Below are 15,221 nucleotides of genomic sequence, written 5' to 3'. Positions count from 1 at the left end.
GAATAGATGAAATATATTGAAGTCAAAGATCTTACCTTTTATTACGATGAAGAACCTGTTTTACAAGATATTAATTTCCACATTGATTCGGGTGAATTTGTCATTTTAACTGGTGAAAATGGTGCTGCAAAATCAACTTTAATTAGAAATGTACTTGGCCTATTACATCCGGCTAAAGGAACTGCTGAAATTTCTAAAACTAATTTAGATAATAAAAAATTACGTGTCGGATATATCCCACAAGAGATTTCATCATTTAATGCGGGGTTTCCGTCAACAGTATATGAACTAGTAGCATCAGGCCGTTACCAACAAAATCGTTGGTTAAGACGTCTGAATAAAAATGATCATGAACATATAAAAAAAGCACTTGAAACAGTTAATATGTGGAACTTTAAGAATCATAAAATTGGTGAATTATCTGGTGGTCAAAAACAACGTGTTTGTTTAGCCCGTATTTTTGCAGCAGATCCTGATTTATTTATTTTAGATGAACCAACAACAGGGATGGATGAACAATCGCGTCACGATTTCTACGAATTATTACAACATGAAGCCCATACGCATCATAAAGGTATCTTGATGATAACGCATGATCATGAAGATGTTTCAGAATATATTGATCGTCACATTAAATTAGTTAGAAAGGAGGACTCACAATGGAGATGTTTCTCGATGGATTCATGCAACGAGCTTTAATTGCTTCACTTTTAATGGCAGTAATTACGCCGTTATTGGGATTATTCTTAGTTTTAAGAAGGCAATCGCTTTTGGCAGATACATTGTCACACGTTTCGTTAGCAGGGGTCGCGTTAGGATTGTTTGTTAATATTAATCCAACAATTACCACACTGATTGTGGTTTTAATTGCCTCAGTTTTAATTGAATTTTTAAGCAATTTATACCGTACGTATTCAGAAGTTTCAATTGCCATTATGATGTCTGCCGGACTATCAATTGCCTTAGTTTTAATGAGTTTAAATCAAGGTGCCAGTTCAATGAGTGTACAGCAATATTTATTTGGTTCAATTGTGACGATTAGTTCAGCGCAGGTTATCATTTTAGCAATTTTAACTGTATTAATTGTCGTTCTCTTCCTACTATTCAAAAAGCCAATGTATGTTTTAACTTTTGACGAAGAGACGGCTTTTGCTGAAGGGTTACCGGTTAGATTGATGTCAATTAGTTTTAACGCAGTTACAGGTGTGACGATTGCTATAATGATGCCAATTGCCGGGGCACTACTCGTTTCTGCAATTATGATTTTACCTGCAGCAATTGCAATGCGATTGGGTCGTAGCTTTAATCTGGTTATTATAATTGGTGTGATAGTTGGTGTAATAGGGATGGTTGGCGGATTAATGTCATCTTACCAATTTAATACACCGCCTGGCGCAACGATTACGCTATTATTCATTACGATTTTCATTATATGCAGTATTATTAAAGTTATATCCGTTAGACTTCAAATTAATAAACAAAAATAAAACCGAATATTAACAATCAACAAGCTACTTTTAAAAATAGCTTGTTTTTTTATTAGAAAATCATTAAAAACCGAACGTTAATAATTATATTTTGGCATTTTACTGTTATTATTCGGTAAAACGGGTTATAATGAAAATCACACTTTGAATACTAGATATGTTTAAAAGAAAGGCCTGATATATATATGAAAACAAGAAGAAGCGATCGATTAATTGATATGACTCGTTATTTGCTAGAAAGACCACATACGTTGGTTTCTTTGACGTATTTCTCAAAACGCTATGAATCAGCTAAATCATCAATCAGTGAAGATCTTGCGATTGTAAAACGTACAGTTAGAGAGCGAGGCACGGGAACGCTAGAAACAATTCCTGGCGCAGCTGGCGGTGCACGTTTTATTCCATCTATTGATGAAGCAGAAGCACGTGAATTTATTGAATCAATGACTGAGGAGTTATCAGAAAAAGATCGGTTATTACCTGGTGGCTATGTCTATCTATCTGATTTACTTGGCCGTCCTGACGTTTTACGTCAAGTAGGACGCTTGATTGCAACAGAGTACTTAGACCAAAAAATTGATGCCGTTATGACAGTTGCAACTAAAGGTGTACCCATCGCACAAAGTGTCTCAACATTTTTGAATGTGCCATTTGTTATTGTGCGTCGCGATTCAAAAATTACCGAGGGTTCAACCGTTAGTGTTAACTATGTATCTGGCTCGAGTGAACGTATTGAAAAAATGGAATTATCAAAGCGTAGTTTAAAACGTGGTGCTAACGTATTAATCGTAGATGATTTCATGAAGGGTGGCGGCACAGTTAACGGAATGAAGAGTTTAATCGAAGAGTTTGAAGCAAACTTAGTCGGTATTTCCGTTTTCGCTGAGGGCGCCTTTAGTGGTGACCGAATTGTTGATGATTATAGTTCATTGTTAAAAGTTGATGAAATTAATCATACAGACAAAACCATTCATGTTAGTGAAGGAAATTATTTAACAAAAACATTTAAAAAATAAAAAGTTAATAGATAATTTATATGAAAACTTAATGTTAAATTTAACATTAAGTTTTTTTTAGAAAATTCCAATAATAATTTAAAATCAAGTGTTTTTTAATTTCGAATAAAGTAAGCATATTTATTCGAAATCTTGCAACGCATACGGGTTTAAGCTATTATTAAGGTAGAATATTAGAATATAATTGGAGGAGACTATCTAATGACAGTTGCTAAATATGCCATTATTCTTGCTGCCGGTAAAGGTACAAGAATGAAATCTAAACTATATAAAGTGTTACATCCGATTGCTGGGCGTCCAATGGTTGACCACGTTTTATCGGAAATTGAAGCAAATAATATGGATGAAGTTGTTACTATTGTGGGACATGGTGCTGAGCAGGTTGAAGAAACGTTAGGCAATCGCTCAGAATATGTTCTTCAAGCAGAACAATTGGGAACTGGTCATGCTGTCCTTCAAGCAGAAAAAATCTTAAAAGATAAAGAGGGTATGACCATTATTGCTAATGGTGATACACCGTTACTTACTGCCAAAACATTTGGTGAATTATTTGAATATCATAAAGAAAAAGGTGCTGCTGCAACTGTTCTAACAGCACAAGCAGAAGATCCAACGGGTTACGGTCGAATTATTCGTAATGATATTGGGATTGTTGAAAAAATTGTTGAACAAAAAGATGCCACAATTCAAGAAGCTAATGTTCAAGAAATTAACACAGGTGTGTACTGTTTTGATAATAAAACTTTATTTGAAGCTTTACATGAAGTAACAAATGATAATGCACAAGGTGAATATTACTTAACTGACGTTATGGAAATTCTTAAAAAACAAGGTAAGATAGTCGCAGCTTACCGCATGAAAGATTTCTCTGAATCAATGGGTGTAAATGATCGTGTGGCTTTATCTGCTGCAACTAAAGTTATGCAACGCCGGATTAACGAAAAACATATGCGCAATGGTGTGACTTTAGTTGATCCTGAGACGACTTACATCGAATATAATGTTAAAATTGGTTCAGATACAATTGTAGAACCAGGCGTTTACTTAAAAGGTAATACAGTCATTGGTGAAGATTGTGTCATTGGTGCTCATTCTGAAATTATTGATAGTATTATTCATGATAAGGTAACTGTTACGTCATCATATCTTGAAGATTCTGAAATGGAAACAATGAGTAACATTGGACCATACAGTCACTTACGTCCTCAAGCACATATTGGTGAAGCTGCTCATATCGGTAATTTTGTAGAAATTAAAAATGCAACTATCGGTAAGAGTACTAAAGTTGGTCATTTGACTTATGTCGGGGATGCCACTTTAGGTAAAGATATTAATGTCGGCTGCGGCGTCGTTTTTGTTAATTATGATGGCGTTAATAAACACCATACCAACATTGGTGATCATTCATTTATTGGTAGTGGATCTAATGTAGTTGCACCACTAGAAGTTGGTGATCATGTATTTATCGCTGCCGGATCAACAATTACAGATAATATTGATTCACACGATATGGGTATTGCTCGTGGTCGTCAAGTGAATAAAAAAGGTTATTTTGACAAATTACCAGTAGCTCATGCACCAGAAATTGATTAGTAAGCGAATTCTTATCGGATTTTAACTTGCAATTTACTTGATTAATATTTAAAATTTTAAGTAGGGAAAATTAAATAACTGGAGGCACATATGTCAGAACATTATTTTGATCCAAAGTTGAAAATTTTTGCTTTGAACTCGAATAAACCATTGGCTGAAAAAATTGCTGATGCTGTTGGTGTTAAATTAGGTAAAACCTCTGTAGATCGCTTTAGTGATGGTGAAATCAGAATTAATATTGAAGAAAGTATTCGTGGAGATCATGTTTACATTGTTCAATCAACATCTGCACCCGTCAATGACAATATTATGGAATTATTAATTATGATTGATGCTTTGCGTCGCGCAAGTGCTAAATCAATTAATGTCGTTATTCCTTACTATGGTTATGCTCGTCAAGATCGTAAAGCACGTTCACGGGAACCAATTACAGCAAAATTAGTTGCTGACATGTTAGAAAAAGCTGGTGCAACAAGAATTTTAGCGCTTGATTTGCATGCTGCTCAAATTCAAGGATTCTTTGATATCCCAGTTGATCATTTAATGGGTGCACCTTTATTAGCTGACTACTTCTTAACCGAAGGATTAGATAAAGATTCTGTTGTCGTTTCACCTGATCATGGTGGAGTGACACGTGCTCGTAAATTAGCAGAATTCTTGAAAGCACCTATTGCAATTATTGATAAACGTCGTCCTAAAGCTAACGTTGCTGAAGTGATGAACATTATTGGTACCGTTGAAGGCAAACGTTGTATCTTAATTGATGATATGGTTGATACGGCAGGAACAATTACGCTTGCTGCTCAGGCTTTAATGGATGCCGGTGCAACTGAAGTGTACGCAAGTGCAACTCATCCGGTTTTATCAGGTCCAGCTGTTGAAAGAATTGCAAAATCACCTATTAAGCAATTTATCGTAACAGATTCAATTCAGTTACCTGAAGATAAGAAAATTGATAAATTAGTTCAAATTTCAGTGGGTCAATTAATTGGGGATGCAATCACGAGAATTCATGAAAACAAACCAGTTAGTCCATTATTTAAAAATCGTTTCCATAATGAAAAATAAAGTTAAGAAAGTTAGATAACTAATGTTGTCTAACTTTTTTTGTATCCAAATTTAGGACATAAAAAAACCGTCAGTCCAGGGAGACTGACGGAAAAAGGGAGTAGAGATAATTAATTTCAGGGGAGAAATTAGTTATGAGTTAGATTAATTTATTCGGGGAAATAAATTAAAATTTAAAAGTTATTAATTAAGGTATGAAGTTATAATAACAAGTAGTTGTGAAGAAAATGTGACGTAAAAAGGAAGAAAGTTCTTCTCGTAGTTAGTACGTTAGAGTAGTAAGCAGTCTGTTTACTTGAATATCTTAGGACTTAATAGATCTTACTAAGAATGATAAACAACATTAAAGTGATTTTTTATTAATATTAGCATTAATTTTATATTATATATAAATTATAAAAGTCTTTTTTAACTTGAATATTATTGTTTTGAGTTAATTATTTATATATAATATTAAATGCGTAAGGGAGAATTTTAAGGAGTTTTTATGAAAAAATTAATGTCATTTATTTTAGTTGCAATATGTGTTTTTGGTATAGCAATTTTAAGTTCAGATCGTGTAGAGGCTAACAATCCGAATTATGTTCATCTTGCTAATAGATGGAATGATCCTTGGGACGAAACTTATAGAATTCAAAAGTGGAGTAAAACTGCGTATGAATTAAACATCAAAAAGATATCGGGAAAAATACGTGTGGAAGCTTGGGGACACTCTTATAAGGCTGGTCGTACAGGAAATGTATCTGTTTCTAAAGGAAAAAAATATGTTATTAAATCTAAAGGACAGACAAAATTAACTAATTATTTAGTAGAGTGGTATGGAACAGGAAACAATGCATATATTGTAAATAGTATTCATGCATATGGTAGTGCTGATGGTAATTGGAAACCTGATAGATAAGAAGAAATAATGTGCTCTCTTACGCATTATATTAAAATAAAAGATTGGTGTGAAAAAAATGAATTCTTATTGGCTGTCGCGTATGGCGAAGAAACAATATTTTTATGGCATATTAGTGGGTTTTGCTTTAATAGTAGTTCACGTGTCTATGGATATGTTACCTAATAGGACTTATCTAGATGGTTCTAATTTAACTTTTACTGTGATTACAACATGGATAGGTATAGGTGGTACTGGTAGCGATTTTTCAGCTTTATTTTATTTGTTATTACCTTTATTTTCAGTGATTGGTTTGAATCTAATTGTCTTCGAGGATAAACAAACAGGTTTTATTAAACAATATGTACAAAAAAAGGGAATTATTAATTATTCTATTCATTCATTTAGCTTAAGCTTTATTTCAGGATTTTTGATTGGGATACTACCTTTATTATTGGATTTATTAGTAGCATGGTGTTTATTCCCTAATCAACCATTAGATGCTGTATTAAATAATAATCTGGGACTTGCATCGAATTCAACATATTTTATGAAGGACCTTTTCCAGCAATCATATACGGGGATTTTATTTTATATTTTACTTGCAGGTTTGTTCGCAGGTGTTTTTTCTGTAGTTGCCGCGAGTGTTAGTTTATATGTAAAAACAATTTATAGTGTGGTTAGTTTTAGTTTTTTACTGTGCTTATTTATAAGTGTTTTAGCTGCTGTATTTCCTTTTTATCTTGCTGCACCTTTGTCGCTTCCTATGGTAGGAGGACCCGCGGAGGGCCTACCTCCTTTATCATTTATTATGGGGATTTTGTTTTTGGTTCTCATTGTAGCTTATCTTTTTAATTTTATGGGAGTAAAACGTAATGCGATTATTTAAAATATATTTAAAAACTAAACGGTCTCGTGACTGGGTAATAGATATTCTTACGTTCTGTTTATTAATTATTTTATCTCTTTTTGAATATTATTTATTTTTAGGTAATGAAAAGAATAGTTCCTTTATTGACGTAGTCCAAGGAGGACTACAAAATAGTTTAAATATTGAAAATATAATGATTCTTTTCTTTCCAATATTGATATTATTACCCTTTCAGGGTTCTAAATTTCCAATTATGTATTATATAAGAAAACCTTTTTCTTTTTTGAGAGTACAAGTGAATTACTTTTATGCCATATATATTTGTGCATTTGTTATCTCTGGAATCCTTTTTTTAATTTTAAATAAGGATAATTTAAAATATAATATAAATGGCTATCAGCTAGTTACAATGGTTATTTATTTTATCGCAATGTATGTTTTTTATAATTTAATAGCGTCCTTTTATTGCCTCACAGGAAATAAAATTATATCGTTATTTTTAATTTATGGTTATTATCAATTAGAAATATTTTTGAACGAAAGAGGGATTAGATTGTTTTTTAATCATGGCATAATCAGTCTTGGATATAGTGTTAACACGTTATATTTAATTCAAAATATATTCTTTATACTACTCTTTTTTATTATTTTGGAGGTTTTTCAAAGATGGATTTTATCAAAAAAAGAATACTCTATAAATTGAAGTTTTTCAGTATCTTAGTTTTTAGAAATATTTATTTAACGATTTATTATTCTAAATGGCGTACGGTGCTCATTTTTATTATGCTAACGATGATGATCATATTGTGCAAAAGAGATCAAGTGAGTGGTATGACGAGCTTACTATATGGTGCTTCGTTAGATACTGAGGGAGAATCTTTTCCTTTATTTTGGTTCATCTTTGTGATTTCTCCAGCATTAGCTATTGGAAATTCACAAATGTTACTATGGAAATCAGATTTTAAAATTCTACATAATATTGGATATAAAAATTATTTATTTAGCAATTTATTGATGTTAGGAATTTATAATAGTTTTTTTTATTTTTTGATAGTGATTATAAACGGTTTTGGTATCTCACATTTAGCTTTCTATAGTTATCTATTTATATTTAGTTTCACCTATCTTGTATTGTTATCAACAGCGTCATTTTTATTAGATGATTTTATACTACCCTTAATAGGGAGTTTAGCAGTCATAATATTAGATGTTTATATTTCTCACATATCCATTATAGACGCAACAATGCTCTCTAGATTTAACCCTAATCATAATTCGGTTAACATTATAATTTTATTAACGATTATATTGAGTTGCATCATTATCTCACTTATAAAAATTAAAGATATTGATTTTATTTAAAGAAAGTAGTGTAAAAATGAAAATAATAGAGTTGAAAAACATTTCCAAAAGAATTAAGCAAAAAGATATTTTAGTAGATATCAATTTATCAATTGAAGAAGGAATCGTTTGTGGATTCAGTGGGCCAAATGGTGCTGGGAAATCCATGATATTTAATACGATTATTGGGTTTGTAAAGCCTACTGAAGGTGAAGTTTGGGTTAATGGAAAATATATCAGAGTAGATGAACTTTTTTCAAGCAGCATTGCTTTTTCTATGGATAGTATTGGTATGTTAGAAGATTTTTCAGTTCTTAAAAACTTGGACTTAATTAATCAACTAAATAGTCATAAAATGACTAAGAATGAATTGAACGAAATGGTAACTTATGTTGGACTAGATCCTAATGATAAGCGTGCGATTAAACACTATTCATTAGGAATGAAGAAAAGGGCCTCAATTGCTTGTTGTTTAATCAATGATGCACCTATTTTAATATTAGATGAACCTAGTAATGCACTAGACGATAGTGGAAAAGACTTTTTGCGTCAGTTAATTATCGATCAAAAAGCAGCAGGGAAAACAATCCTTATTTCTAATCATGATAGTGTTTTCTTAAACGAAGTGAGTGATAAAATCATTCACATTTCAGAAGGTAGAGTTATTCTAAAATGAAAAATAAAAATTCGTGGAAACTAAGTCAGAGAGGATTACTTATTTTGGGAGGCATCTGCTTACTAGCAAGCGCTGTATGGTTATGGAATGCTCATGCAGCAGTAACCGAACAATATAAAAACAGTCAAATTAAGAATGTGTTTGTAACATCTAATCATCAAAAAATAGTAAATGAAAAATTTGTATTTACTAAAATCAAGCATCACGTCACTAAAGACTCAGACGAAGCTTACTACAATGACAGTATTGATGTCGATATTGAATCAAAAAAAGATGGTGACTTTCCACTCGGAGGGCTATTTGTTATGAATAGTTCTTATGATGTGACCCAATCTGATATGCTTAATGAAAAAGGTGAATCTGATTCTTCGCTGCATGTCGGGATAAATCATAAGACTTTAAAAGCAATTATTAGAAAAGGCTCTGGTAATCGTTCTTTTAATTTAGTGTTTTTAACTTCGTCCAAACCAGGTACTAATATAAAATATATCTATCAAAGTGATTTTAAGTGAATATCACTAGGTAAATTAAATTAATTTAGACAGTCCCGGCAGGTAATGCTAGGGCTGTTTTTTACTATTCTTAAAGTATTCAAATTCAACATAAAAAACCGTCAGTCCGGGGAGACTGACGGAAAAAGGGAGTAGAGATAATTAATTTCAGGGGAGAAATTAGTTATGAGTTAGATTAATTTATTCGGGGAAATAAATTAAAATTTAAAAGTTATTAATTAAGGTATGAAGTTATCATAACAAGTAGTTGTGAAGAAAATGTGACGTAAAAAGGATAAAATATGATTACTTTTTTTGTGGGGTGAAAGTATAGGATATATAATATTTTAGTAGTTTTTACATAAAGATTTTCTTAGAATAAAGCACTATTTGAGCTGATTATTAAATACAACTTTTCTACTACCCTTTAAAATTGATAAAGTGTATATTAAAAGGTAGTAAATATAGTTTAAGAAAGTGTTGCTATGGTTCTTTTAGCTCAAGAATTGTTAAATTATAACTTATAAGACTGTTTAAGGCTAGCAGAAGGTAAATGAAAATTAAAGATTCATTTGAATTGTTTGTAACCTATCAAGTCTATTCTATAATATTTTGATTGAATAAGGGTTGAATAATTAGTCAATTAATTAAAGGTGAAATAATTTATGGAATTAAGATACTTTATGAAGAGTCTAATTGAATAGGGAGTGATCCATATCCGGTACAAGATTATAATATTATATTAAAAAATTTAGAGAGCCTGACTTTGATTATGCAGGAGAGTTACCCAAAATATCTATGGCTTTTAGTACGTCTAGTACAGTAACTAGTGTTGGGGCAGAACTTGGGGTAACTTTAGTTACTATTTTCATAGTCTTTGTAGGTTCCTTAATAATATAGAAGGAGAAGAATATGATAGAATTTGAGATAAAAGTATTAATATTTTTATTAATTGGTACGCTTGTATTTATGATTTTAAAAATGCGGAAATATAAAAAAGAAATTACCGAACTTAATGATGTGGAAAAGAAGCAACAAGAACAAATAAGTAGATTAGAAGGGAAAAATAATGAATAGTTATGATCTAGTTTATCTTGTTATGCCTTTAGTATTATTTTGTATTTGGATTGCTTTCTACATTTACTTATGTGTATGTTTATATAAATATAAGAAAGCTAGACGAAAAGTAATAATTAGTTCTGCTAAACTTAATGAATTAACAACAAAAAAGATATTAGAACTAGAAAAAAAGTTAAAAAAATAGAATAAAAACTAATTAAAAAGAGAAGTAATCAGAAATCAATCTGGAGACTTCTCTTTTTAATTTATTATAGAGCTAATCGATTCTCAGAATAGTCTTGTGTCTAATCTGAGAATATAACCAATTAGGTTGGGCATTAAACTTAGACTTCAAACGTATATTTAATTAGAGACAGTACTCGTAATGTTAAAAAGGGGGACCAAAATAATCTTAGATTGTTATTTATTACTACAGATTATAACGCTTGAATATTATGATTTTATAGTCGATACACTTTAATTTTAAGGGTATAAAAAAACCGTCAGTCCGGGGAGACTGACGGAAAAAGGGAGTAGAGATAATTAATTTCAGGGGAGAAATTAGTTATGAGTTAAATTAATTTATTCGGGGAAATAAATTAAAATTTAAAAGTTATTAATTAAGGTATGAAGTTATCATAACAAGTAGTTGTGAAGAAAATGTGATGTAAAAAAGATAAAATATAAGTAAAATAAAAAAACTTGATTCCGATTAAAAATCAGAATCAAGTTTTTATTAATTATTATTTAGTCTTCTTTTGCAATTTTTTCTTCAATTTTTTTTGATGCTTCTCGAGGTAAGTCACTATCTCTTTCAGCTAGTAAGTTACGGATATCTTTTAAATATTCTTCTGTAGGTGTTAATGTCGTTTCTGAAGATTCTTCTTCCTTATCATTAGATCTACTTGTTGCATTTCTAAGTGCTGTGATTCCTTTAAGCAACATAAAGATAACAAAGGCTACGATTATAAAGTTAATGACATCGTCTAAAAATTGTCCGATTTTGAAAGTTGTATCACCAATTGTGAGAACGATCCCTGACAAGTCAACTTTACCGACGACAAGTGCAATGATAGGACCAATGATGTTAGTTGTGAAAGACTTAACGATTGTTGTAAATGCACCACCAATAATAACAGCGACTGCCAAATCCATCACATTTCCGCGAGTGATAAAATCTCTAAATTCTTTTAACATGTTTGATGAGTCTCCTTTAATTTGGTTAACTGTATCTTAAAGTATAACGGATTTTATAGGATAAGTGAACTGAAAATTGTGAGTTAATAGGTTTGAATGATATAATCAAAGCACAAATTAAAAGCGAGCGAGGAACTAACTATCATGAAACAGGCTAAAAGGAATGTCACATTTTTATTAAGTGTACTGGCAATCATTACTGCGATTATCTGGATCCGTGTTGGAGGGGATAGTTTTTCTTTATCTAATGTATATTTTTATATTGGCATTATATTAATTCTAGTCGGCATTATATTAATTTTGAGCCAAGCACAACTATTCGCTGGCTGGTTTAAACGACGAGATAAAGGTGAATCTAAAGAAGATTATAATGAACGTAAAATTGATGTTAAAAGTGTAGGAAGTAAAAAAAATCGTCCGCTTAAAATATCACCATTGATGCGTAGTTGTTTTATTGTTGGTGCATTATTGATTTTGATTGCTGTATTAGTGACTATTTAAACTAGGGAGATGATGTCATGAATATTTTTTTGGGTATTATCATCGTTTTGTGTTTTGCTGTAGGAGCATACTTTGTAGATGGTGGATTTGCAGAAAATGCTGGATCATTATATAAACAATTTAAGCAATCAAAGTTATCTTTTAGAGAATTTATGCGATTGTTGTTTAGAAGATAATTCGCCAAAAAAACGGACCTAACTTTGATTATTCAAAGTTAGGTCCGTTTTTAATTTATTTAATCAGCTAATGCATATTTTTGGATTGCTTTAGCAACACCTAACTCAACGTTAGTAGCAGTTACTGCTTGAGCATTATCTTTAACTTCTTGAATGGCGTTACCCATGGCAACACCTAGACCTGCTGCTTGGATCATTGATAAATCATTACCTTGATCACCAAGTGCCATAACCTCGTCTTTGGTGAAACCTAATTTATCAGCCAAGGACATAACGGCATTTCCCTTGCTGGCATTTTTGTTTAGGAGTTCTAAAAAGTAAGGTTCACTTTGAACGTAGTAATAATTATCGGTAATTTTTGCGGGTAATTCCTTAACGACACGTGTAATAACTTCAGGATAATCAATATACATCATTTTCGAAATGACGATATTCTTGTCCATTTCTTCAGGTTTTCGGAAACGAATAGGCATTTGAACTAAGAATGACTCTGCCACAGAATATTCACTGATATCAGCATTAGGTGTATACATTAATGCTTGATCTTCAGCATGAACATGGACGTTTAATTCACGACTTGTTTCTTCGATTATGTTGTAATCATTAATATCTAACGTATGATGAATTAAAACTTCACCAGAGCCTGAAACTTGAACTAAAGCACCGTTAAAAGTAATAACAAAATCATCATCTGATGTTAAACCGAGTTTTTCTAAGTATTTTGTAACGCCTGTTAAAGGACGTCCGGTACAAAGGACAACTTTGATGCCAGCAGCTTTAGCAGCTTTAATAGTAGTAATAGTTTCTGGGGCGATTTCTTTTTTATCATTAACGAGAGTACCGTCAATATCGATTGCGATTAATTTAATTGTCATGTTGTGTATTCTCCTTTGGGTTGATTAAAGTATCATTATTAAGATAAGTTCTAAATTGTGTATAAATGTCAGTGAATAAATCGTTCTCTGATTTTACTAATTCTCTTGGGAAGAAGAAACGACGGTCGCCTGATACTTTACCAGTAATAGAAGCAACGAGGTCACTGACGCTAGATAATTCAACAAGTGAACCATCTTCTTGAGCTAATTCGATTTGGGTGCGCGGCTTATCTTTGGTTGGATCATAGGCATCATAAGGTAAGTCGTAACTGTCATTTTCTGCCGTATAGTAGTCAGGTTGAAAGCCAGCTGATTCAATAAGACGTTCTAGAGTAGGTAATAAATCAACAGTCTCTTCATCAAATTTGATTGATTTAAATGGTTTGCGATCCAGGAAACGGACAGCTAAGTCACTTAAGATATTATCAGTATTTTGACGCCATTCCGTGAAGTAAGTGGTTAAAACACCGTCATCTAATTGTAAATAATCATCTAATGAAAATTCATTTTTAAAAAGTGGAATCAATAATTTTGGTGAATCCTCGGCACTTAAGCGATTATTTTCGTATAGGTATTTAGCCCGATTTAATAAATGACTTAAAATAACTTCCATTGATCTAGAAATAGGATGGAAATAAACTTGGACGTACATTTGGAATCGGCTGACAATATAATCTTCAACGGCATGCATCCCATTGATATCAAATGCAATCCCGCCTTTATAAGGACGCATCACACGTAAAATCCGAGTTAAGTCAAATGTACCATAATTTGTACCAGTGTAGTAAGAATCACGTAATAAGTAATCCATTCGATCAGCGTCTATTTGACTCGAAATCAATTGGACAACTTGTGGATTAGGGTACGTTTTTTGAATAACACTTGCCACTTTTTCTGGGAAATCAGCAGAAACTTTTGCTAAAACTTGATTAATCTCAGTTGATGGATCAGTTAAAATTTGAGCAGTGATAGCTTCGTGGTCCGTTTTGAAAATGTGCTCGAAAGTATGTGAGTATGGACCATGGCCGATATCGTGTAAAAGAGCAGCGCATAACGCCACTAATTTTTCGGAGTCGTCCCATAAACCGTCGCCAGCTTCTTTGCTTGGATAATTTCGTTGGAAATTATCGCAGATTCGACGTGTGATTTCATAAACACCCACGGAATGGGTGAAACGTGAATGTTCCGCTCCATGAAAAGTTAATGAAGTTGTACCGAGCTGTTTAATTCGGCGTAAACGTTGGAATTCTTTAGTATTAATTAAATCTAAAATAACTTGATGTTGCACATAAATGTAATCGTGAATAGGATCACGTAACACTTTTTCTCTAGCAAGTAACGGCGATTGTTCGAGCAATAGAATCCCTCCTCGAAAATTTAGATAGTAAATAAGTTCGTAATACTTCTATTATAACGAACATTCGTAATTTAGTCATGACATAATGATGATTATAGGTAACGACATTCATTTAAATCTAAGTTATAATACAGTGAAACGATAAGGTGAATGGAGGAATTAAGTTGTATGGCAATCACGTTAGATAAACAAATTGCGATCCATTTGGAAACAATTAAAACACAAGAAGGCGAAGTTGAACGCTATGTCATCGAAACAACGGGACAACTCGTTCGTTTAGGCGATGGGATGTATATCAGATATAAAGAAGAAGACGCAGAGTCTGGTAAAAAAAATCCAGTTACCTTTAAATTGCAAGATGATGGTGAAATTCAATTAACTCGAGAAACAGATGATATACGCACAAAATTAATTTTTTTAGCGCAAAAAAAAATTAATGGGGTTTATAAAACAGCGTATGGTCGTATTCCAATTGAAATTGAAACAACGCAATTAAAAAGTCAGTTAAATAGCCAACCAATTTCGGGATCACTTGATATTGATTATCGCTTAACAACAAGCGGTGAATTGTTGGGAGACTATAATATACGATTGCAATTTACGGCATAAAAATGTATGATTAAGAGTAGACTT

At 32.0% G+C, this 15,221-nt stretch carries 18 protein-coding genes; 15 read left to right on the top strand and 3 right to left on the bottom strand.

Translation table 11 applies throughout. The features are described 5' to 3' along the window. Positions 1–6 precede the first annotated feature (6 nt). The 12 genes from AC1RPH_RS06265 (at position 7) to AC1RPH_RS06210 (ending at position 10,500) form a co-directional block, all read left to right on the top strand. Positions 7–699, top strand: a complete 693-nt coding sequence (locus AC1RPH_RS06265; protein WP_481761790.1) for a metal ABC transporter ATP-binding protein — start codon at positions 7–9, stop codon at positions 697–699. After that, positions 660–1,487: a metal ABC transporter permease gene (locus AC1RPH_RS06260; RefSeq protein ID WP_481761789.1), complete on the top strand. Its 828-nt coding sequence runs from the start codon at positions 660–662 to the stop codon at positions 1,485–1,487. The genes AC1RPH_RS06265 and AC1RPH_RS06260 overlap by 40 nt, the downstream gene beginning before the upstream one ends. 185 nt (positions 1,488–1,672) lie before the next feature. Continuing rightward, a complete protein-coding gene (purR, locus tag AC1RPH_RS06255; RefSeq protein ID WP_409021938.1) occupies positions 1,673–2,503 on the top strand; it encodes a pur operon repressor in 831 nt (276 codons plus the stop codon). Between the two features lie 201 nt (positions 2,504–2,704). Then, positions 2,705–4,096: a bifunctional UDP-N-acetylglucosamine diphosphorylase/glucosamine-1-phosphate N-acetyltransferase GlmU gene (gene glmU / locus AC1RPH_RS06250; protein WP_481761788.1), complete on the top strand. Its 1,392-nt coding sequence runs from the start codon at positions 2,705–2,707 to the stop codon at positions 4,094–4,096. Positions 4,097–4,186: 90 nt separating this feature from the next. After that, complete coding sequence (locus AC1RPH_RS06245; RefSeq protein ID WP_481761787.1) at positions 4,187–5,164, top strand: ribose-phosphate diphosphokinase; 978 nt, start codon at positions 4,187–4,189, stop codon at positions 5,162–5,164. Positions 5,165–5,651: 487 nt separating this feature from the next. Further along, the gene (locus tag AC1RPH_RS06240; protein ID WP_481761786.1) at positions 5,652–6,065 is read left to right on the top strand and encodes a hypothetical protein; all 414 of its coding nucleotides are present in this window, start codon (positions 5,652–5,654) and stop codon (positions 6,063–6,065) included. 49 nt (positions 6,066–6,114) lie between these two features. Further along, complete coding sequence (locus AC1RPH_RS06235; protein ID WP_481761785.1) at positions 6,115–6,933, top strand: hypothetical protein; 819 nt, start codon at positions 6,115–6,117, stop codon at positions 6,931–6,933. Beyond that, positions 6,920–7,618 (top strand): hypothetical protein, encoded by a 699-nt coding sequence (locus AC1RPH_RS06230; protein ID WP_481761784.1) that lies wholly within the window; start codon positions 6,920–6,922, stop codon positions 7,616–7,618. The genes AC1RPH_RS06235 and AC1RPH_RS06230 overlap by 14 nt, the downstream gene beginning before the upstream one ends. Continuing rightward, positions 7,582–8,277 carry a hypothetical protein gene (locus AC1RPH_RS06225; RefSeq protein WP_481761783.1) on the top strand — a complete coding sequence of 232 codons (696 nt, stop codon included), beginning with the start codon at positions 7,582–7,584 and terminating at the stop codon, positions 8,275–8,277. The genes AC1RPH_RS06230 and AC1RPH_RS06225 overlap by 37 nt, the downstream gene beginning before the upstream one ends. 16 nt (positions 8,278–8,293) lie before the next feature. Continuing rightward, positions 8,294–8,932 carry an ATP-binding cassette domain-containing protein gene (locus AC1RPH_RS06220; RefSeq protein WP_481761782.1) on the top strand — a complete coding sequence of 213 codons (639 nt, stop codon included), beginning with the start codon at positions 8,294–8,296 and terminating at the stop codon, positions 8,930–8,932. Next, entirely contained in the window at positions 8,929–9,444 is a 516-nt protein-coding gene (locus tag AC1RPH_RS06215) for a hypothetical protein (RefSeq protein WP_481761781.1), read from the top strand. The genes AC1RPH_RS06220 and AC1RPH_RS06215 overlap by 4 nt, the downstream gene beginning before the upstream one ends. An 891-nt stretch (positions 9,445–10,335) precedes the next feature. Continuing rightward, the gene (locus AC1RPH_RS06210; protein WP_481761780.1) at positions 10,336–10,500 is read left to right on the top strand and encodes a hypothetical protein; all 165 of its coding nucleotides are present in this window, start codon (positions 10,336–10,338) and stop codon (positions 10,498–10,500) included. 729 nt (positions 10,501–11,229) lie between these two features. Here the strand turns inward: AC1RPH_RS06210 and mscL are convergent. Further along, positions 11,230–11,679, bottom strand: coding sequence for a large conductance mechanosensitive channel protein MscL (gene mscL / locus AC1RPH_RS06205; RefSeq protein ID WP_409021944.1), 450 nt, complete (start codon positions 11,677–11,679; stop codon positions 11,230–11,232). 144 nt (positions 11,680–11,823) lie between these two features. On the opposite strand from mscL, the gene AC1RPH_RS06200 reads away from it, so the two are divergent. Together AC1RPH_RS06200 and AC1RPH_RS06195 are read left to right on the top strand one after the other, a co-directional pair. After that, on the top strand, positions 11,824–12,180 hold the full coding sequence (locus tag AC1RPH_RS06200) for a DUF3899 domain-containing protein (RefSeq protein WP_481761779.1): 357 nt from the start codon (positions 11,824–11,826) through the stop codon (positions 12,178–12,180). Positions 12,181–12,197: 17 nt separating this feature from the next. Continuing rightward, complete coding sequence (locus AC1RPH_RS06195; RefSeq protein ID WP_481761778.1) at positions 12,198–12,356, top strand: hypothetical protein; 159 nt, start codon at positions 12,198–12,200, stop codon at positions 12,354–12,356. Between the two features lie 59 nt (positions 12,357–12,415). Here the strand turns inward: AC1RPH_RS06195 and yidA are convergent, their stop codons facing one another. Next, a complete protein-coding gene (yidA, locus tag AC1RPH_RS06190) occupies positions 12,416–13,231 on the bottom strand; it encodes a sugar-phosphatase (protein ID WP_409021948.1) in 816 nt (271 codons plus the stop codon). Next, entirely contained in the window at positions 13,221–14,588 is a 1,368-nt protein-coding gene (locus AC1RPH_RS06185) for an HD domain-containing protein (protein WP_481761777.1), read from the bottom strand. Before AC1RPH_RS06185 ends, yidA begins: the two co-directional genes overlap by 11 nt. Before the next feature lie 168 nt (positions 14,589–14,756). Between AC1RPH_RS06185 and AC1RPH_RS06180 the strand changes: the two genes are divergently transcribed. Next, the gene (locus tag AC1RPH_RS06180; RefSeq protein ID WP_481761776.1) at positions 14,757–15,197 is read left to right on the top strand and encodes a YwiB family protein; all 441 of its coding nucleotides are present in this window, start codon (positions 14,757–14,759) and stop codon (positions 15,195–15,197) included. Positions 15,198–15,221 lie beyond the last annotated feature (24 nt).

Source organism: Dellaglioa sp. CoH-57-MRSF-16, assembly GCF_056782055.1.
This window is presented reverse-complemented; position numbering and strand designations above follow the sequence as displayed.